The sequence below is a fragment of the Halalkalicoccus sp. NIPERK01 genome (assembly GCF_030287405.1).
Lineage (GTDB): Archaea > Halobacteriota > Halobacteria > Halobacteriales > Halalkalicoccaceae > Halalkalicoccus.
In genome coordinates this window covers 244,399-261,305 of sequence record NZ_JASVVV010000002.1, presented here as the reverse complement: position 1 = coordinate 261,305, position 16,907 = coordinate 244,399, and the positions used below count along the sequence as shown (strand labels likewise).

Genomic DNA, 16,907 nt, shown 5'->3' with positions numbered 1-16,907 from the left:
AACACGTATCCACCGACCCGGCGTATCGATGGCATGAGCGAGCGCTCGGGGATGGGGGACGTCGAGTACACCTACACGCGGGGGATGGACGACGAGGCGGTCGCGAGGCGGTTGGCGGACGCCGAGACGGGCGTCCTCGCGCTCGCCGCGGGCGACGACGCCTACGCGATTCCGGTGGCCTTTCACCGCGATGACGACCGCGTCTACTTCCGCCTCGCCATCCACGCGGGCAGCGAGAAGGCCGCGTATCTCGAATCGACCGCGCGGGCGGCGCTCGTCGTCTACGACACCGAACCGCCGGACGACTCCTGGAGCATCGTCCTCCGGGGGCCGATCAGCCCCGCGGAACGGGACCTCGACGACGCGGCCATCAACGCGCTGTTCACGCCACTCAGGGTGTTCGACGAGGCGATCGAAGCGGTCGAGCCGACGATCTACGAACTCGCGGTCGAAACCGTTACCGGTCGGACGACCTGACCTCGGGAACGAGCGACCGGGGGTACTCCGTGAGGTTCTCGAACCCCTCCTCGCGCACGAGTACGAGGTCCTCGATCCGAACGCCGCCCTCTTGGGGGTCGTAGACGCCCGGTTCGACCGTCAGCACCATCCCCGCCTCCAACTCGGTATTCGAACGTAGCGAGGGCGCCTCGTGGAGGCTCATCCCCACGCCGTGGCCCGTGCCGTGGGTGAACCCCGGCGATCCGTCGGGCCGAAATCCATATGCACTGATCTCGGCGGCGGTCTCCTCGTGAACCGTACTCGCGAGCGTTCCCGCACCGTCCGAGAGCGCCTCGAAGGCGGCATCTTGGGCGCGCTCGACGGCGACGTACGCCCGGCGCTCCCAGCCCCCCTCCGGGTCGACGACGAACGTTCTGGAGAGGTCGCCGTAGTACCCCTCCGGGCCGCGCGGCGAGAGGTCGAGCAGGACGGTCTCGCCGCGTCGTATCGGGACGTCGCCGGCGAAATGCAGGTCCGCACAGCGCTCGCCCGCGCCGATCACGGTGTTGCCGGCGTCGCGGACCCCTTCGAGCGCCATCGCGGCGTTGACCTCCCGGCGGAGCCGTTCAGTGGTCAGCACCTCACCTTCCCACTCGAGTGAGCCCTCCTCGATACTCGCCGAGGCCAGCACCGTCTCGGCGCGGGCCATGCCGGTTTGGGCTGCCTCCTGTACCGTCCGGATTCGGTCGATCTCCCCCTCCGTTTTCCGCGCTCGCATCCGCTCGACGACGTCGGTCGATTCGAGGTCACAGCCCGCACGTTCGAGCCAGACGGCGGCGTCGTGTGGGATCGACCGGGGGACCAGCACGGTCCCCGAGACGAGTTCGGCGGCGCGCTGGCCCGCGGTCGTCGCCTCTTGCTCGGCGGCGCTCACGACGGTCCCCGAGAACTCCTCCCGGGCCTGGTTCTCGAAGAGTCGGGGGGCACACAGAAACGCATCGCCGTCGTAAACGAACGCGTACTCGCGATCCGGACCCGAAAACCGGGTGAGGTACCGCAGCGAGTCGTCGAACCGGTCGCCGACGTGGACGAACGCGTCGGCGCCCCGCGAGTCGAGTTCCCTGTCGAGCGCCCCGTCGTCCATCTAGTGGACTTCGGCCTCGGGGGCGTCGGCCTCCGCGATCAGTTCCTCGATGGGCTCCTCGCGGGGCTCGTTACAGAGCAACACGTCGAGCGGTAGCGTCGGCGCGCCGTTGACGAGGTTCTCCAGCAGGACGAGGCGCTCGCGGGCGCGGCTCATCCCGACGTAGAAGACGCGCCGTTCGTTGTCGGTCAGCATCGGCACCGGACTCGTCGTCCGGGTGAACTCCTCCTCGATGGGGACCTGCTCCTGTTCGATCGTCGCGGCCATCTGCTCGACGACTTTTTCGGTCAAATCGGTCGCGACGAAGACGTGATCGGCCTCGCGGCCCTTCGCGGAGTGGATCGTTCCTATTCGAACTCGCTCGGGGTCCGCGCCCTCGTAGGTGCCCGTCGCGAAGTAGGCTTTGACGCTCTTTCGCTGGAAGCTGGTGATCTTGCGGGACATGTCCGCCGCCGACACGGGGTCGGGGACGAACGGCGCGTACTCGCGGATCGTCGCGGGGTCGACGGTGATCTCGGCGACGTTGTCGACGCCAGCGGCCTCCTTTCGTTCGTCGATCTCGGTGAATAGATCGTCCCGGTCGTTCGTGCTGAACGCCGAATCGGCGAGCATGTCGGCGAGCCGCCGGGCTTCGAGCCCGTCGATCTCCTCGCCGGCGTCGATCTTCTCGACCGCGGAGATGAACTGCTGGAGGCGGTCGGTCCACATCCGCTGGTCGGTCAGCACCCGGAAGGGCATTCCCTCGGAGATGAACTCGTCGAGGAACTGGAACATCTGGTAGCGCGCCCGAAAGAGCACCATCACCGTCTCGTCGGGCGTCTCCGCCACCGTCGCGCGGACGTTGCGCACCAGATCGAGCATCGAGGGGCTCTCGACCGCCTCGACCTTCCCGCCCTCCTTGCGGGGGTTGAGGTCCTTCTCCTGGCGCTTCTCGATGTGGCGCACCTCCCGGTTGACCACGTCGAGGATCCGCGAGGGGAGCCGGTAGGAGTTCGGGAGGACGACGTCCTCGTCGACCTCGGCGTCCAGGAGGAGGTTCGGGTCCGCGCCCTGCCAGGCGTAGACGACCTGGTCGTCGTCGCCGGCGATCAGCACGCCCCTCATGTGGGGCTTCCACTCCTCGTAGACGGCGTACTGCAGGGTAGTGATGTCCTGGAACTCGTCGATCACGAGGTAGTCGACGTTCGGGACCAGCGAGCGCTGTTTCACCCGTTCGAGCATGTCGGCGAAGCCGACGAGCCCCTCCTCGCCCTTGTAGGCGCGCCACGCGCGGATCGCCTCGGGGATGTCGACCCGGTCGTCGTCGCTCGGCCACGTCGGGGTGTACTTGTTGCCCGACAGCGAGCGCTCGTCGATCTCGGGGGGCAGGCGCACCTCCTCGTCGTTCCACTGGAAGGGGACGTCGTACCAGTCGCCGACCTCTCTATTGGTGCGCTGGAGCCACTGGCTCGTGGCGATGATCTTGTTGCCCAGCGTGGTCGAGCGGGCGGTCCGTCGTCCGGCCCCGCTGTACTCGTCCTCGAACTCCAGCCCGTAGGACTCACAGAACTCCTTTTTCTGCTTCTCGCCGACGACGTCGCCACGCGAGAGGTCCAGCAGTTCGTAGGCCTTCGCGTGCATCGTACAGACGTTGCCCTGCAGGCTTCGCGGCGAGATCTCGAGTCGCTCTGCGAGACGCTCGCGGATCTCGGCGGCCGCCGCGCGCGTATACGAGACTACCAGCACGTCGTTGACGGCGACCTCGCCGCCGTCGAGGATCTCCTCGACCCGGTCGAGCAGCGCCGTCGTCTTCCCGCTGCCCGGCCCACCGAACAGTCGGGTGACCTGTGTATCAGCCATTGCACGACATCACGTGCCTGTCGGTGATAAGCCCCGTGGATTCGCCCTCAGCCGCCGCGCGAGGAGCGCGCCTTTCGTATCTCCGCGCCGTCACGGATCAGGTCCTCGCAGTCCGGGCAGACGCGCGGTGCGTCCACGTCCGTCGGGGTGAACACCCGGACGTACGCCTCGGTCACGAACGAACCACAGTTCTGACACTCGGGCATTTGATCGGTTCTCACGCGCGGCGGCCAATAAATAGTTCCGTTCGTCGAGCTATCGCGGCTCCCACCCACAGACCGTACAGTCCGACGCGGCCTGATCGTGAAGGCCCCCGCACTCGGGACACTGCTTCTTGTTGTAGTCGGTGTCCCACCCTGCCGGTTCCGTCTCGTGCCCGCGCTGGGACAGGAACTGGTCGAACATGTCGTCGCCGTCGGGTGCGGTAGCCATACGTGGTAGGGTATACCACGACAGTACATAACGTTTCGGGCGGACAGATGATTTATATCCGGCGGTCATATCGAACGCATGGACGATTCCCCGCTCGAACACGTCAGCAAGGAACCGGAAACGCGGGACGGACCGGCCTCGGCGGTCGTGCTGATCCACGGCCGCGGCACGAACGAACGCGACCTCCTCCCGATCGCCGCGGAGCTTCCGGACGAGCTACACGTCCTGAGCGTCCGCGCGCCCGATCCGCTGCAGGGCGGCTACACGTGGTACGAACTCGACCTCTCGGCGGGCGGGCTCCACGCGAGCCAGCCCCACCCCGAGGAGTTCCGCCGGAGCCTCGACCTGCTCTTCGAGTTCGTCGAGTGGGCGGTCGAGGCCTACGGGATCGATCCTGAGCGGGTCGGCCTGCTGGGGTTCAGCCAGGGGGCGATCACGAGCCTCGCGGCGCTGTGTGAACGGCCCGAGGCGTACGACTGGATCGTCGCGCTGAACGGCTATCTCGCCGACTCCCACGAGGATCGGGTCGACGGGGCGAGCGGCAAGCCGGTGTTCATCGGCGCGGGCGAGGCCGATCGGATCATCCCCGTCGAGCGCGCCGAGCGGGCCGCCGAACTCCTCGCCGGGGCCGGCGCGGACGTGCGTTTCGAAACCTATCCCGTGGGCCACGGCACACACCCCGAGGAGATCCGCGCGGTCGCCGAGTGGGTTCGCGAGCGGCTCTGATCGCCCGGGACGTCCGTTCCGTGGTCGATCAGAGGTCGTAGAGGTCGCCGTACTTCTCCTTCACGTACTCGAGGAAGTAGTCCGCGGTGAACGCCTCGCCCGTGGCCTCCTCGATCAGGTCGGGCGTCGTGTAGCGCGCGCCGTGGCGGTGGACGTTCTCGGTGAGCCACTCGCGCAGCGGGTCGAACTCGCCCTCGCGGATCCTCCCGTCCAGATCGTCGATCTCGTCCTCGGCGTTCGCGTAGAGTTGGGCGGCCAGCACGCTCCCGAGCGAGTACGTCGGGAAGTAGCCGAACGAACCGTGCGACCAGTGGATGTCCTGCAGGCATCCTTCGGAATCGGTGTCGGGTCGGATCCCGAGGTATTCCTCCATCTTCTCGTTCCACGTTTCGGGGATCTCCTCGACGGCGAGGTCGCCCTCGATGAGTTCGCGCTCGATCTCGAACCGGAGGACGATGTGCATGTGATAGGTGAGTTCGTCGGCCTCCACGCGAATGAGGTTGTCGTCGTGGACCTGGTTGGCGGCCTCGTAGGCCTCCTCGACGCTTGCGTCGACCTGCGGGAAGCGTTTCTCGACCCGGGGGAGGAAGTGCTCCCAGAACGCCCGCGAGCGTCCCACGTGGTTCTCCCAGAGGCGCGACTGGGACTCGTGGACCGTGAGATCGCGCGCGTCGCCGAGCGGCGTGCCGTAGTGCTCGTCGGGCAGTCCCAAGGTATAGGTCGCGTGGCCGAACTCGTGGATCGTGCTGGTCAGCCCGCCCAGCAGGTCCGACTCGTCGAAGCGGGTGGTGACGCGGGCGTCGAACTGGTTGCCGATCGAGAAGGGGTGTGGCGCGGTGTCGAGGCGGCCGCGATCCCAGTTATACCCGAGGGCGTCGAGCGCGTCGCGGGCCAGTTCCTCCTGGGTCGCGGGATCGAACTCCCCCGAGAACGCATCGGTCGCCACCTCGGCCTCGGAGTCGGCGACCGCGTCGATCAGCGGGACGAGTTCCTCGCGCAGGCGCGCGAGCATCTCCTCGGCCGTCTCGAGGTCGAGGTAGGGTTCGTACTCGGCGAAGAGCACCGCGTAGGGATCGGCGTCGGGGTCGACGTGGGCGGCGTACTCCTTCTGGAGGTCGATCAACTCCTCCAGTACGGGCGCGAAGATCGAGAAGTCGTCCTCGGCTTTCGCCTCCTTCCACTTCGGGAGCGCCTCGGAGGTGGCCCGGGAGATCTCCTCGACGAGTTCGGTCGGGACGCGCGTCTTTCGCTCGTACTGGCGGCGGATCTCCCGGACCATCGCCGCCCGCTCGTCGTCGAGGTCGGCGGCGTCGAGTTCATCCAGATACTCGCCCATCTCCTCGTCGGTGAACTCCTCGTGGATCACCGCAGAGAGGGTCGAGAGCTGCTGTGAGCGCGCTCGGATCCCGTCGTCGGGCATCTTGACCTCCTGGTCCCAGCGCAGCATGCTCCCGCCGGCGGAGAGGTTCTCGATGCGCCGTACCTTCTCCGCGAACCGCTCGTAGGTGTCCGTCTCGGTCGTGGACTGAGCCATACCTACGATTCGAAACGCCCCGACATGAACCCGGTGGTCGCGGCGAGCGGATCAGCCGATCAACCCGAGGCCGCCGTCCGAACCGCTCTCGTTAGTGGTGTTTCCGAGTGAGTCCCCGGACGAGCTATCGGTCCCGTTGGCCGCGGTCCGGTTCCCGTCGTCCGTCGGTTCTGTATCGGTCCCGTTAGGCTCCGGATCGCTGTCGTCGCTCGCTACCGTGTCGCCGTCGTCGTCCGTTCCGTTAGTGGCACCGTCGTCTGATTCCCCGTTTTGGCCGTCGCTATCGCCGCCGTCCTCATTTCCCGAATCGGCCCCGGTCGATTCGTCACCGGCAGCGCTTCCGTCGCCGGATTCAGCGTCCCCGTCGGTGGTGTTACCTCCGTCGGTTGCCGATCCGTCACCGGCGTTGTCGCCCTCGCCAGCGCCCGTACCGTCGCCGGTCCCCTCGTCGGTTTCGTTGCCCGTGCCGTCGCCTACGCTCGGTTCGTCGACCGGAACGTCGCCCTCGTCGCTGTCGTCTCCGCTCTCGTTGTCGCCGCTCTGATCGTCACCCTCGCCGCTCCCGTCTTGTCCGTCCTGCTCGGACTGGTTGCCGTCGTCGCTCTGGTCGTCACTCCCATCGCCCTCGTTTGCTGTGTCGTCCTGCCCGTTCTCGCTGTCGCCGCTCTGACCCTCATCGCCGTCCGTCTGCTCGTCGCTCTGGTTATCGCCACCCTCCTCGTCGCCACTCTGGCCCTCGTCGTCGGCCTGATCGTCGCCGTTCTGGTCGTCACCGCCGATGACCGGAGTGCCGCTGTCGTCACCCTCGCCACCGTCCTGTTCGGATTCGCTGTCGTCGCTACTGCCGTCGTCTCCCTCGTCGCTACTATTGTCGTCGCCGCCGTCACCCTCGCCCGAGTCGTCCCCGCTGTCGCTCCCGCCATCGCCGCTGCTCTCGCCGTCGTCGCTTCCGCCGTCGTCACCGCCACCGTCGCTCGTTCCGTTCCCGTCGTCACCGCCGCCGGAGTCGCCGGCCCCCTCGTCGGAGTCGTTGTCGTCCGCGACGCCGGGCGGCGAGCCGTCGCCGGGGCTGTCGGTCCCGAACGATCCGAGGTCGAGCGCCGGCAGCCCGAGCGTCGCGATCAACCCGATGACGAACAGGGCGATCCCGGCCACCAGCAGTATCTGCTGGGGGCGCTTCCAGTCGGCGTTCTCGGTGGTCTCGGTACTCTCGGCGTCCGTGCGTGGTTTCGGTCTCGGCGGTCCGGGGGACTGAGAGCGGCTCACGTCACCCCCCGCTTGCGCGCCGAGGCGCAAAGACCTGTGCTTAGGTCGTCTTCCGTATGTTTCCGATCGAGTTACACGAATCGCGCCGCGGCCTCGCGGTACAGCCGGTAACACCGATCCAGGACCGCGAGCGAGACGCTCTCGTCCCGCGTGTGGGCCTCGCCCGGCTCGGAGGCCCCACACACCACGCAGGCGGTGCCCGCCCCCGCGAGCCAGCCCGCGTCCGTCGCGTGGGGCTTCGAGACGAGTTCCGGTCGTCCCTGCTGGACCTCGCGGGCCGCATCGAGCACCGTCCGGGCGAACCCCTCGTCCGAACAGCGCATCGGCGGGAGGTCCCCATCGACCGTCCACTCCACCCCCGGTAGCTCGCTCACCCGTTCGAGGGGTGCGCGCTCGCCGGGGACGGTGCGCTCGTCGACCGTCGCCGTACAGCGCTCGGGGATCACGTTCATCGCCGACCCGCCCTCGATCTCGGTGACGGCGACCGATCCCGACAGGGGGTTGCCCAGCACGGTGGTCTCGGGGGCGTCGATCCCGCGCACGAACTCGACCGCCTCGCAGGCCCGGTAGATCGCGTTCTCACCTGCCTCGGGTTCGCTCGCGTGGCTCGCCGTCCCGCGGGCGGTGATCGTACTTCCTCGGCGGCCCTTGTGCGCGACCACCACGTCCGTCACGCCCTCCTTCGAGTAGTTCGTCGAGCCCTCGCAGACGATGGCGTACTCGGGGGCGAAGCCCTCCTCGATGGCGAACCGTGCGCCCGTGCCTCCTGACTCCTCGCCGACGAAACTGACGAAGACGAGTTCGCCCGCCGGGGTCGTATCTCTGAACGCACACATCGCCGCCGCCACCGCCCCCTTCATGTCGGCGGTCCCGCGGCCGTAGAGCCGACCGTCGCGCTCTTCAAGCAGGTACTCGCCGCCGTCGACCTGCTCGTCCGCGGGCGGCACCACGTCGTGATGCCCGACGAGCGCGAGCGTTGGGCCCTCCCCCGTCCCCTTCCGGGCGAACACGCTCCCCGCCTCGTCGCGGGTCACCTCGGCGTCCGTGCGCTCGCGGAGCCACTGTTCGATGGAATCGCCCGCCGCGGTTTCGTCCGTGTGGCTGGGGATCGAGACGAGCTCCCGGGTGAGCGTCCGCACGTCGTGGGTCATGCGCGGGCCGACGGGGTCCGCCCCCTTATAGGGACGTGGACGCCCGTCGACGATCGCGTACAACTAGCGATGACCGTCCGGGTCACTCCTCGGTCAGTTCGTCCGCGTTCTCGCGGTACGCCCGGACCTGATCGCGCGCCCGTCGGAGGTGCTCGCGGATCTCGCCTCCCGTGTCTTCCTGGAGCCGTACGAGTTCGTCGTGGATCGAGTCCAACCTCTCGGGTTTGGGCTCGTTTCCCTCCTCGTCGAGTCGCTCCAGCGCCTGCGTGAGGTTGTTCAGCGGCTCGTTCAACTCGCCGGTGTCCTCCTCGCGGGCGTGCTGAAGCTCCGTCCGCACCCGATCGAGGTCGGGATCGCTCATGCGTAGTGGTCCTCGAGGTGCTCGACGATCGCGTCGCTCTCGTAGACCGTCTCCCCTCGGTCGGTGTCGACGAGGAAGGGAATCTGGTCCTCGCCGCCGATCGCCTCCATCGCCCCCTTCGTGGTCTCGTTTTTCACCTCGCCCTCCGCCAGTCGCGGGTTGTGCGCGACGTAGGAGAGGCCGAGATCGGTCAGTTTCTCGCGGACGTCCTGCGAGTTCGGGCAGTCCTCCGCCTGGTAGAGTTCGAGCATCGTCGTTCGAGAGGTCCGCGACGCCCGTGAGCGTGGTGCCGTCTCCTGCGTGTCCCCGTTACCAAACGCTATCGATGTGGACGACCTACGGGCGGTATGGACGAGCACAGCCGTACCGTCGAGATCGACGACTGGGACGCGGTCGTCTCCGAACTCGATCGCTTCTGCGTCGACGGGATGACCCACGTCGAGAGCGACGTGGCGAGCTGTACGATCGACGAGGCCACGATCGAGATCCATTCGAACGGCCGCCTCGAGGGCAGCATGCCGTTCCACGAGTTCGACGGCCGGGTCGAAATCCTCGCGTTCGACCACCTGGAGGGGACGATCACCGCCGAGAGCGCGGAGGTCTCGTACACCCTTCGCCGGCCCGACGGCCGGCAGCCCGGTTCGCGCCCTCGCCATCGATCGCCCTCTCGATGAAATACCCTTATCAACGATCCGGCCGTAGTCGGCGTATGAAGGTTCTTCCGGACACGAGCGTCGTCATCGACGGCCGCATCTCTACGCGGGTCCGTGACGGCGAGTTCGCCGGCGCGACGGTTCTCGTTCCAGAAGCCGTCGTCGGCGAACTCGAACACCAGGCCAACGAGGGCATCGACAGCGGGTGGAACGGGCTCGAGGAGCTCAAAACCCTCGCGGAACTCGCCGACGCCGGCGAGATCGAACTGGAGTACGTCGGGCGGCGGCCCGACGCGATCGAGAAGGGCCAAGCGGCCGAGGGCGAGATCGACGCCCTCATTCGGGATCTCGCGGCCGACCACGAGGCCACGTTCGTCACGAGCGACATCGTCCAGAGCGAGGTCGCCGAGGCCAAGGGGCTCGACGTCGAGTACATCTCCCCCGAGGTCGAGGAGGTCGGCACCCTCGACGTCGAGGAGTACTTCGACGACCAGACCATGAGCGTCCACCTCAAGGCCGGCGTCCCGCCGATGGCCAAACGCGGCGACGTCGGCGAGATGCGCTTCGAACGGGTTCGCGAGGAGGTCCAGACCGAGGAGGAGATCGAGGAGATCGCCCGCGAGATCGTAAACGGCGCGAAACAGTCCTCGGATGGCTTCATCGAGCTCTCGGAGCCGGGCATGAGGATCGTCCAGTTTCGCGACTACCGGATCGCCATCGCCCGCCCGCCCTTTTCGGACGGGATCGAGATCACCGCCGTCAGACCGTTGGTCAAGACAGACCTCGACGACTACGAGTCGGCCGACGAACTCCGCGAGCGGATGCTCGAACGCCAGCGCGGCATCCTGATCTCGGGCTCTCCGGGGGCGGGCAAATCCACGTTCGCACAGGCGGTCGCCGAGTTCCTCAACGACTCGGGCTACTCGGTCAAGACGATGGAGAAACCCCGCGACCTGCAGGTCGGCCCCGAGATCACCCAGTACACCGAACTGGGGGGCTCGATGGAGAAGACCGCCGATTCCCTGTTGATGGTTCGACCCGACTACACCATCTACGACGAGGTCCGCAAGACGAACGACTTCGAGGTGTTCGCCGATATGCGTCTCGCGGGCGTCGGCATGATCGGCGTCGTCCACGCGACCCGCGCGATCGACGCCCTCCAGCGATTAGTGGGCAGGGTCGAGTTGGGCATGATCCCACAGGTCGTCGATACCGTCGTGTATATCGAGGCCGGGCAGGTCCACACCGTCTACGACGTGACCACGGAGGTGAAAGTCCCCGCGGGCCTCACCGAGGAGGACCTCGCGCGGCCCGTCATCGTCATCCGGGACTTCGAGACGGGCGAGCCGGCCTACGAGATCTACACCTTCAACCGGCAGGTCGTCACCGTCCCGCTCGACGAGGCAGAAGAGAAGGAGGGCGGCGTCGACCGGATCGCCCGCCAGGAGATCGAACGCGAGATCCGCTCGATCGCCCGTGGCTACGTCGACGTCGAACTCCAGGGGTCGAACCGTGCGGTCGTCTACGTCGAGGAGGGCGACATCTCGAGCGTGATCGGCAAGGGCGGCGGCCGGATCACCGACGTCGAGAACCGGCTGGGGATCGACATCGACGTGCGCACCCACGACGAGAACCCGAACCCCGGTGGGTCGGCGGGAGCGACGGGAACCGAGCGCGGCCAGGTCGTCACCCCCGAGATCACCTCCCGGCACGTCCGGATCACCGTCGACGGCGCGGGGACGGGCCAGACCGTCGAGGTGCGGGCGGGCGGCGAGTACCTCTTCACGGCGACCGTCGGCCGGGGCGGCGACATCCAGGTCTCGCGGGGGAGTGCGATCGCCGAAGAGTTGGAACGGGCGATCGACCGGAACCGGCAGATCACCGTGGTCGGAGCCTGATCGGTCAGTACGAGAAACGAAACGGAATCGAGATCGGGGCGATCGTGCGGTTATTCCGCACAGCAGGCTTCGTCGGGGCCGCCGTCGGCGACGACCGCCTCGCTGTCGAGCGTGTAGAGGTTCTGTCGGGCGTCGGCGAAGTAGATGTCCTCGTCGACGAGGTCGATGTTTTCGAGGCGTTCGAGGGCGTAGCGAACCGTCCGCGCCGAGAGCATCGACTCGTTGACGATCTGCTTCTGGGTGAGCGAGCCGTTGTACTCGAGGACCTTGAAGACGAGTTTCGCGCTCGGAGGCAGGTCCTCGACGGTTTCCGTCTCTGAGTCAGTCATCACTACGAATCGAAACGCGCCACGGGTATAAAGGTTGAGTATGCGTCTCACGCCGTCTCGCGGGGATAAGCGAACGGCTTTTGGGCCCCGGCGGCCGACTCCCGCGTATGGCAACCGAAGCGGTCGAGCGGCGCTCGGCCCACATCCGGGCGGTGACGGTCACCGCGGTCTGCTCGCTCGCGGGCATCGGCGCGGGGGTCGCCTCCGCCGCGCTCGCGAGCGACGCCGCCGACCCCATCGCGCTCGTGGTGCTCGGGGCGCTCGTTCTGGTTCAGTTCCCCCTTCTCAAGGGGACGGGGATCGTCGAGGAGTTCTCGGCGAAGGACAAACTCTTCATCGGCTTCATGAGCTTCTGTCTCTGGTTCGTCACCTGGGGCATCCTGCTCACCACCGAGGTCACGTTCTAACGATGGCCGACGACAGCATCGCCGTGGTCGACCTCGATCGGTGCCAGCCCGACCGCTGTAGTTACGAGTGTGCGAACTACTGCCCGCCGAATCGAACGGGCAAGGAGTGCATCACCCAGCGCGGCGAGGACACCGAGGAGGGCAGCCCCGACCAGATCCGCATCTCCGAGGAGATCTGCCTGGGCGAGACCTGCGGGATCTGCGTCGAGAAGTGCCCGTTCGACGCCATCGAGATCATCAACCTCCCCCAGGAGCTACAGGACGACCCCGTCCACCGGTACGGCGAGAACGCCTTCTCGCTCTACGGCCTGCCGATCCCGATCGAGGGGCAGGTCACCGGTATTCTGGGACCGAACGGGATCGGGAAGTCCACGGCAGTGAACATCCTTTCGGGCGAACTCGTCCCGAACCTCGGCCGACACGAGGAGCCGCCGGGCTGGGACGCCGTCCTCGACGCCTACCGCGGGACCGAACTCCAGGACTACATCCGCGAGGTGCGCGACGACGAGGTCAGCGTCGCCCGCAAACCCCAGTACGTCGACCAGATCCCCAAGCGCTTCGACGGCAACACCCGCGAACTGCTCGAACACACCGACGAGCGCGGCGCGCTCGGCGACCTGGTCGAGCGCCTCTCGATTTCCCCCGTCATGGATCAGGGGATCGACGAACTCTCCGGCGGGGAGCTTCAACGGGTGGCGATCGCCGCGTGTCTGGCCCGCGACGCCGACTTCTACTTCCTCGACGAGATCACCCCCTACCTCGACATCGGCCAGCGGGTCACCGTCGCCCGCATCATTCGGGAACTCGCCGAGGAGGGCGACCGCTCGATGCTCGTGGTCGAACACGACCTCGCGATTCTGGACCTGCTGTGTGACAACCTCCACGTCGCCTACGGTGAGCCCGGCGCCTACGGTGTCATCACCTCGCCGAAGTCCGTTCGCAATGGAATCAACGAGTATCTCGCGGGCTACCTCGACAACGAGAACATGCGGATCCGTCCGGAGGCCATCGGGTTCGAACAGCACGCCCCGCGGACCGTGAGCCACGCCGATCCCCTGATCGAGTACCCCGCGATGAGCAAGTCCTACGGCGACGATGCGTTCTCGCTGGCGGTCGAAAGCGGCACGATCCGCGAGGAGGAAGTTCTGGGGATCGTCGGCCCCAACGGGATCGGGAAGTCGACCTTCGCGAAACTCGTCGCCGGCCAACTCGAACCCGACGAGGGCGAGTTCGCCACCGACCTCCGGGTCGCCTACAAGCCCCAGTACATCGAGATCGACCAGCCCATGCGCGTCGACGTCTTCCTCTCTTCCATTACTGATGAGTTCGGCTCCTCGCACTGGAACACCGAGATCGCGAAACCCCTCCAGCTGAGCCGGATCATGGAGCAGAACCTCGACGACCTCTCGGGGGGCGAGCGCCAGCGTGTCGCCATCGCGGCGTGTCTCTCGAAGGAGGCCGACCTGTTCCTGCTCGACGAACCCTCCGCCCACCTCGACGTCGAACAGCGGGTGCTCGCGACGCGCGCGATCCGCCGCTACGCCGAGACGCAGGACGCGACCGTCATGGTGATCGACCACGACATCTACATGATGGATCTCCTCGCGGATCGCCTGCTGGTCTTCGAGGGCGAACCCGCCCACCACGGCCACGCGAGCCAGCCACAGGGGATGCGCGAGGGGATGAACGAGTTCCTCGCGAACCTCGACGTGACCTTCCGCCGGGACGAGCGCACGAGTCGCCCCCGGATCAACAAGCCCGACAGCCAGCTCGACCGCCAGCAGAAGAAACAGGGCGAGTACTACTACGCGCCCTGAGAGGGTCGTTCGTACTTCCCCCCCCCCCGGCAGAGATGCTCCGTCGTCCGTTTCGCCCCGCGAAATCCGTCGCTGCTGAGGCTGGCTGAACACCGTGACGAACGACCCTATGAGCGCACCCGAGCGCTTAAGCCCACGCCCGCTGCACGCCCGGTATGGCAGTTCTCGACGCGTTCGATTGCTCGGGACGAACCGCCGTCGTCACCGGGGCGAGCCGGGGAATCGGTCGCGCGATCGCGCTTTCGCTGGCCGAGGCGGGCGCGGACGTGGTTCCCGCGGCTCGGTCGGAGGAGTCGCTCGAAACCGTCGTCGGCGAGATCGAAGACCGCGGCGGCGACTCGCTTTTCCAACCCACCGACGTCACCGACGAAGCCGACGTGGAGACGCTGTTCGAGCGGGTCGGCGAGGAGATGGGTTCGCCCGATGTCCTCGTGAACAACGCGGGGATCAACCCCGGGGACGCGCTCGGGACCCCCGAAGCCGTCGCAATGGAGGGCTACGACCGGACGCTCGACGTGAACCTCAGGGGTGCGTTCCTGTGTGCGAGAATCGCCGGTGAGGGCTCGGTAGAATCGGTCGTCAACGTCGCCAGCGTCGGCGGCCTCGTGGGATTGCCGCGCCAGCACCCCTACGTCGCCTCGAAACACGGGCTGGTGGGGATCACGAAGAGCATGGCGATCGACTGGGCGCCGGAGGTACGAGTAAACGCCGTCGCACCGGGCTACGTTGCGACCGAACTGACGAAGGAGGCGATGGAGAACGAGGGGCTCAAGGAGTCGTTGCTCTCGCGCACTCCTCTAGAGCGCTTCGCCGACCCCGAGGAGATCGCCGCGCCCGTCGTCTTTCTGGCGAGCGACGCCGCGAGCTACGTCACCGGCGCGTGTCTGGGCGTCGACGGCGGGTGGACGGCGCGCTGAGACCGTCAGTTCCCGGATCCGGCGTCGTCGGGGGCTCTTTCGTCGCCGTCCGTGCCCCCGTCCCCGTCGTCGGCTTCGGATGCGTCGTCGGATCCGCCCGGTTCGCTGTCGTCTCCCGCTTCCGGATCGTACTCCTCGTCGCCGTAGAGCACCCGCGTTCCGGTGGCGACCGGCTTGATCAGGTAGCGGTTGGCGCGCCCGCGCCGGACGGGGGCGAAGTCCGCGACGAACCGGGTCACCTCGTCCGCGCGGATCTCGAAACGTCGTTTGAACTGCAAGGGGGCGTTACCGGGCGTCTCGACCTCCGCCTCGCCGCCGTCGGCGAGCGTGCCCTCGACCCCGCTCACGTCGAGCTGGAGGAACCGGTACTCGCCGGCGGCCAGCTCCGTCTCGTCGATCAGCTGGGTGTTCGCCCCCTGGAGCCGGACCAGATCCGCCTCCTGCGGTTCGTCGAACTCGATGTACCGTCGCCCCTCGCTCTCGTCGGCTCCGTCCTCGTCTCCTTCGTCCTCGCCCTCGCCTTCCTCGTCGCCCTCCTCCGACTCGCTCGATTCGTTCGCCTGGGCGTCGCCCTCCGGGTCTTCGGGCTCGTCCTCGTCGGTCTCGTTGCCGGGCGTCTCGACCTCGTCGCCTTCGTCGTCCGCGTCCGACGGCTTCACCCAGATCCCGTCGATGGTGACGACACAGGACTCGAAGTCGTCGATATCGGCCGGCTGATCAGTGACGCTCGTCGCGAGCGTCCCGGTCTCCGCTTCGTTGGGGTCCGTTCCCCCGGCTTCGCCGGCGTTCGTGTCGTTCTCGCCGCTCGGTTCACCGGGGCTACTGGCGGCACAGCCGGCCAGCACGCTGCCGAGTACCGCGGCACCCGCCGCTTCGATGTATCGTCTCCGATCCATACTATACAAATAGAAAATATAAGAATAAATATGTTACGTGGGCGGCGTGACGGTGTCGATCCGTCTTCAGGCGTCGAGCGAGGTGACAGAAACGCGGGATCCGATACGGGTCCCCGCCTCAGAGGACCGATCGCTGGCAGGTCCCACAGAGGTTCTGCTCCTTGATGTCGACTTCCCTCACTGTCGGCGAGAAGTTCATCACACAGCGGTTGTTGTCGCAGTGTTCGAGTCCGAGGGTGTGGCCGATCTCGTGGACGACCTCCTTGCGCACTCTATCGCCGAAGATCTCGCTCGCGCTCTTCTCGGAGAATCCGCCGTCGCTTGAGGTCTGCAGGCGGTAGGTCGAGATCACGCTGCCGTTGCCGTCGAGATACGCGAGCCCGAAGACGTAGTTACGTCGGCGGTAGAAGAGGTCCTTCGCGGTGATGGCGATGTTCTTCTCGCCCTCGCCGACCCGGGAGGCGAGTTCGATGAACTCCTCGGCGCGGTGCTGGTTGCGCTTCGCGTCGTACGCGCCGGAGGGGATCGACTGCTCGTCGTGAACGGTCACGTCACAGTCGTACACCGCTCGCAGCCCCGACGAGGCCTCCCGTTTGACCGCCGCAGAAAGCCCCCCGATCGGCACGATGTCGACATGCATGGCAAGGGATATGGCGTACCGAATGATAAGTATCACGGCCATGGAACCGGGTCCTCGGGAGGCACTCGCCGCGGAACTGGCCGAATACGACTCCCTCGTCGAGGTCGGGATCGGCCGGCGAACCGGCGTCGCCGGCGCGCTCGCCGCCCGTGGGCGTCGGATCACCGCGACCGACGTCCATCCCCGGGAGGTGCCCGACGGCGTCGCCTTCGTCCTCGACGACGTGACCGATCCCGACCCCTCGGTCTACGCCAACGCGGGGGCGATCTACGCGCTCAACTGCCCGCCGGAACTCCATCGTCCCATCCGTGATCTGGCCCGCCGCGTCGACGCCGACTTCCTGTTCACCACGCTCGGCGGCGACGGCCCCGCGATCCCCGTCTCGCGGCGCACCCTCCCGGCGGAGACGCTGTTCGTCGCGGAGCGATAGGCCCATACCCGTCCCCGCCACAGACGCGG

The 16,907-nt window shown here is 67.2% G+C and carries 20 protein-coding genes; 8 read left to right on the top strand and 12 right to left on the bottom strand.

All coding sequences use genetic code 11. The features are described 5' to 3' along the window. Nucleotides 1–33 precede the first annotated feature (33 nt). The gene (locus tag QRT08_RS07405) at nt 34–477 is read left to right on the top strand and encodes a pyridoxamine 5'-phosphate oxidase family protein (protein WP_286045296.1); all 444 of its coding nucleotides are present in this window, start codon (nt 34–36) and stop codon (nt 475–477) included. Here the strand turns inward: QRT08_RS07405 and QRT08_RS07400 are convergent. The 4 genes from QRT08_RS07400 to QRT08_RS07385 are packed head-to-tail and all read right to left on the bottom strand — an operon-like array spanning nt 458 to nt 3,853. Then, complete coding sequence (locus QRT08_RS07400) at nt 458–1,582, bottom strand: M24 family metallopeptidase (RefSeq protein ID WP_286045295.1); 1,125 nt, start codon at nt 1,580–1,582, stop codon at nt 458–460. The two genes, QRT08_RS07405 and QRT08_RS07400, sit on opposite strands and share 20 nt — an antisense overlap. Beyond that, the gene (locus QRT08_RS07395) at nt 1,583–3,421 is read right to left on the bottom strand and encodes a UvrD-helicase domain-containing protein (protein WP_286045294.1); all 1,839 of its coding nucleotides are present in this window, start codon (nt 3,419–3,421) and stop codon (nt 1,583–1,585) included. It abuts the gene before it with no gap. Between the two features lie 47 nt (nt 3,422–3,468). Beyond that, nucleotides 3,469–3,627, bottom strand: a complete 159-nt coding sequence (locus QRT08_RS07390; RefSeq protein WP_286045293.1) for a DUF7563 family protein — start codon at nt 3,625–3,627, stop codon at nt 3,469–3,471. Nucleotides 3,628–3,676: 49 nt separating this feature from the next. Beyond that, complete coding sequence (locus QRT08_RS07385) at nt 3,677–3,853, bottom strand: HVO_0416 family zinc finger protein (RefSeq protein WP_286045292.1); 177 nt, start codon at nt 3,851–3,853, stop codon at nt 3,677–3,679. A gap of 78 nt (nt 3,854–3,931) precedes the next feature. Here QRT08_RS07385 and QRT08_RS07380 point away from each other — a divergent pair, with 78 nt between their 5' ends. Next, a complete protein-coding gene (locus QRT08_RS07380) occupies nt 3,932–4,579 on the top strand; it encodes an alpha/beta hydrolase (RefSeq protein ID WP_286045291.1) in 648 nt (215 codons plus the stop codon). Between the two features lie 28 nt (nt 4,580–4,607). Here the strand turns inward: QRT08_RS07380 and QRT08_RS07375 are convergent, their stop codons facing one another. The 5 genes from QRT08_RS07375 to QRT08_RS07355 form a co-directional block, all read right to left on the bottom strand. Then, nucleotides 4,608–6,113, bottom strand: coding sequence for a carboxypeptidase M32 (locus QRT08_RS07375; RefSeq protein WP_286045290.1), 1,506 nt, complete (start codon nt 6,111–6,113; stop codon nt 4,608–4,610). 51 nt (nt 6,114–6,164) lie between these two features. After that, nucleotides 6,165–7,379: a putative sodium/potassium/calcium exchanger gene (locus QRT08_RS07370; RefSeq protein ID WP_286045289.1), complete on the bottom strand. Its 1,215-nt coding sequence runs from the start codon at nt 7,377–7,379 to the stop codon at nt 6,165–6,167. A gap of 71 nt (nt 7,380–7,450) precedes the next feature. After that, on the bottom strand, nt 7,451–8,530 hold the full coding sequence (locus tag QRT08_RS07365) for a M20 family metallopeptidase (RefSeq protein WP_286045288.1): 1,080 nt from the start codon (nt 8,528–8,530) through the stop codon (nt 7,451–7,453). An 82-nt stretch (nt 8,531–8,612) separates the two neighbouring features. Then, nucleotides 8,613–8,891, bottom strand: coding sequence for a DUF7553 family protein (locus tag QRT08_RS07360; protein ID WP_286045287.1), 279 nt, complete (start codon nt 8,889–8,891; stop codon nt 8,613–8,615). After that, complete coding sequence (locus QRT08_RS07355) at nt 8,888–9,142, bottom strand: glutathione S-transferase N-terminal domain-containing protein (RefSeq protein ID WP_286045286.1); 255 nt, start codon at nt 9,140–9,142, stop codon at nt 8,888–8,890. The genes QRT08_RS07360 and QRT08_RS07355 overlap by 4 nt, the downstream gene beginning before the upstream one ends. 96 nt (nt 9,143–9,238) lie before the next feature. On the opposite strand from QRT08_RS07355, the gene QRT08_RS07350 reads away from it, so the two are divergent. Both QRT08_RS07350 and QRT08_RS07345 read left to right on the top strand, forming a co-directional pair. Next, nucleotides 9,239–9,565 carry a hypothetical protein gene (locus tag QRT08_RS07350; RefSeq protein WP_286045285.1) on the top strand — a complete coding sequence of 109 codons (327 nt, stop codon included), beginning with the start codon at nt 9,239–9,241 and terminating at the stop codon, nt 9,563–9,565. Between the two features lie 35 nt (nt 9,566–9,600). Continuing rightward, a complete protein-coding gene (locus tag QRT08_RS07345) occupies nt 9,601–11,442 on the top strand; it encodes a PINc/VapC family ATPase (protein ID WP_286045284.1) in 1,842 nt (613 codons plus the stop codon). A 50-nt stretch (nt 11,443–11,492) separates the two neighbouring features. Here the strand turns inward: QRT08_RS07345 and QRT08_RS07340 are convergent, their stop codons facing one another. After that, entirely contained in the window at nt 11,493–11,771 is a 279-nt protein-coding gene (locus QRT08_RS07340; protein WP_286045283.1) for a MarR family transcriptional regulator, read from the bottom strand. Nucleotides 11,772–11,878: 107 nt separating this feature from the next. Between QRT08_RS07340 and QRT08_RS07335 the strand changes: the two genes are divergently transcribed. The 3 genes from QRT08_RS07335 to QRT08_RS07325 all read left to right on the top strand — a co-directional run bounded on the left by QRT08_RS07335 (nt 11,879) and on the right by QRT08_RS07325 (nt 14,912). Then, nucleotides 11,879–12,178 carry an EMC6-like membrane protein gene (locus QRT08_RS07335; RefSeq protein WP_286045282.1) on the top strand — a complete coding sequence of 100 codons (300 nt, stop codon included), beginning with the start codon at nt 11,879–11,881 and terminating at the stop codon, nt 12,176–12,178. A gap of 2 nt (nt 12,179–12,180) precedes the next feature. Continuing rightward, nucleotides 12,181–13,995, top strand: a complete 1,815-nt coding sequence (locus tag QRT08_RS07330; protein ID WP_286045281.1) for a ribosome biogenesis/translation initiation ATPase RLI — start codon at nt 12,181–12,183, stop codon at nt 13,993–13,995. Nucleotides 13,996–14,150: 155 nt separating this feature from the next. After that, a complete protein-coding gene (locus tag QRT08_RS07325; protein WP_286045280.1) occupies nt 14,151–14,912 on the top strand; it encodes an SDR family NAD(P)-dependent oxidoreductase in 762 nt (253 codons plus the stop codon). A gap of 5 nt (nt 14,913–14,917) precedes the next feature. On the opposite strand, the gene QRT08_RS07320 is transcribed toward QRT08_RS07325, so the two are convergent. Together QRT08_RS07320 and QRT08_RS07315 are read right to left on the bottom strand one after the other, a co-directional pair. Continuing rightward, nucleotides 14,918–15,808: a DUF4382 domain-containing protein gene (locus QRT08_RS07320; RefSeq protein WP_286045279.1), complete on the bottom strand. Its 891-nt coding sequence runs from the start codon at nt 15,806–15,808 to the stop codon at nt 14,918–14,920. Between the two features lie 118 nt (nt 15,809–15,926). Further along, on the bottom strand, nt 15,927–16,448 hold the full coding sequence (locus QRT08_RS07315; RefSeq protein ID WP_286045278.1) for an archaemetzincin family Zn-dependent metalloprotease: 522 nt from the start codon (nt 16,446–16,448) through the stop codon (nt 15,927–15,929). Nucleotides 16,449–16,488: 40 nt separating this feature from the next. Between QRT08_RS07315 and QRT08_RS07310 the strand changes: the two genes are divergently transcribed. Next, nucleotides 16,489–16,878, top strand: coding sequence for a UPF0146 family protein (locus tag QRT08_RS07310; RefSeq protein ID WP_286045277.1), 390 nt, complete (start codon nt 16,489–16,491; stop codon nt 16,876–16,878). Nucleotides 16,879–16,907: the final 29 nt, after the last annotated feature.

Bases quoted from the DNA above. Each gene is read 5' to 3' on its own strand.
- QRT08_RS07405 (WP_286045296.1), top strand. From the start codon at position 34: ATGAGCGAGCGCTCGGGGATGGGGGACGTCGAGTACACCTACACGCGG.
- QRT08_RS07400 (WP_286045295.1), bottom strand. From the start codon at position 1,582: ATGGACGACGGGGCGCTCGACAGGGAACTCGACTCGCGGGGCGCCGAC.
- QRT08_RS07395 (WP_286045294.1), bottom strand. From the start codon at position 3,421: ATGGCTGATACACAGGTCACCCGACTGTTCGGTGGGCCGGGCAGCGGG.
- QRT08_RS07390 (WP_286045293.1), bottom strand. From the start codon at position 3,627: ATGCCCGAGTGTCAGAACTGTGGTTCGTTCGTGACCGAGGCGTACGTC.
- QRT08_RS07385 (WP_286045292.1), bottom strand. From the start codon at position 3,853: ATGGCTACCGCACCCGACGGCGACGACATGTTCGACCAGTTCCTGTCC.
- QRT08_RS07380 (WP_286045291.1), top strand. From the start codon at position 3,932: ATGGACGATTCCCCGCTCGAACACGTCAGCAAGGAACCGGAAACGCGG.
- QRT08_RS07375 (WP_286045290.1), bottom strand. From the start codon at position 6,113: ATGGCTCAGTCCACGACCGAGACGGACACCTACGAGCGGTTCGCGGAG.
- QRT08_RS07365 (WP_286045288.1), bottom strand. From the start codon at position 8,530: ATGACCCACGACGTGCGGACGCTCACCCGGGAGCTCGTCTCGATCCCC.
- QRT08_RS07360 (WP_286045287.1), bottom strand. From the start codon at position 8,891: ATGAGCGATCCCGACCTCGATCGGGTGCGGACGGAGCTTCAGCACGCC.
- QRT08_RS07355 (WP_286045286.1), bottom strand. From the start codon at position 9,142: ATGCTCGAACTCTACCAGGCGGAGGACTGCCCGAACTCGCAGGACGTC.
- QRT08_RS07350 (WP_286045285.1), top strand. From the start codon at position 9,239: ATGGACGAGCACAGCCGTACCGTCGAGATCGACGACTGGGACGCGGTC.
- QRT08_RS07345 (WP_286045284.1), top strand. From the start codon at position 9,601: ATGAAGGTTCTTCCGGACACGAGCGTCGTCATCGACGGCCGCATCTCT.
- QRT08_RS07340 (WP_286045283.1), bottom strand. From the start codon at position 11,771: ATGACTGACTCAGAGACGGAAACCGTCGAGGACCTGCCTCCGAGCGCG.
- QRT08_RS07335 (WP_286045282.1), top strand. From the start codon at position 11,879: ATGGCAACCGAAGCGGTCGAGCGGCGCTCGGCCCACATCCGGGCGGTG.
- QRT08_RS07330 (WP_286045281.1), top strand. From the start codon at position 12,181: ATGGCCGACGACAGCATCGCCGTGGTCGACCTCGATCGGTGCCAGCCC.
- QRT08_RS07325 (WP_286045280.1), top strand. From the start codon at position 14,151: ATGGCAGTTCTCGACGCGTTCGATTGCTCGGGACGAACCGCCGTCGTC.
- QRT08_RS07320 (WP_286045279.1), bottom strand. From the start codon at position 15,808: ATGGATCGGAGACGATACATCGAAGCGGCGGGTGCCGCGGTACTCGGC.
- QRT08_RS07315 (WP_286045278.1), bottom strand. From the start codon at position 16,448: ATGCATGTCGACATCGTGCCGATCGGGGGGCTTTCTGCGGCGGTCAAA.
- QRT08_RS07310 (WP_286045277.1), top strand. From the start codon at position 16,489: ATGGAACCGGGTCCTCGGGAGGCACTCGCCGCGGAACTGGCCGAATAC.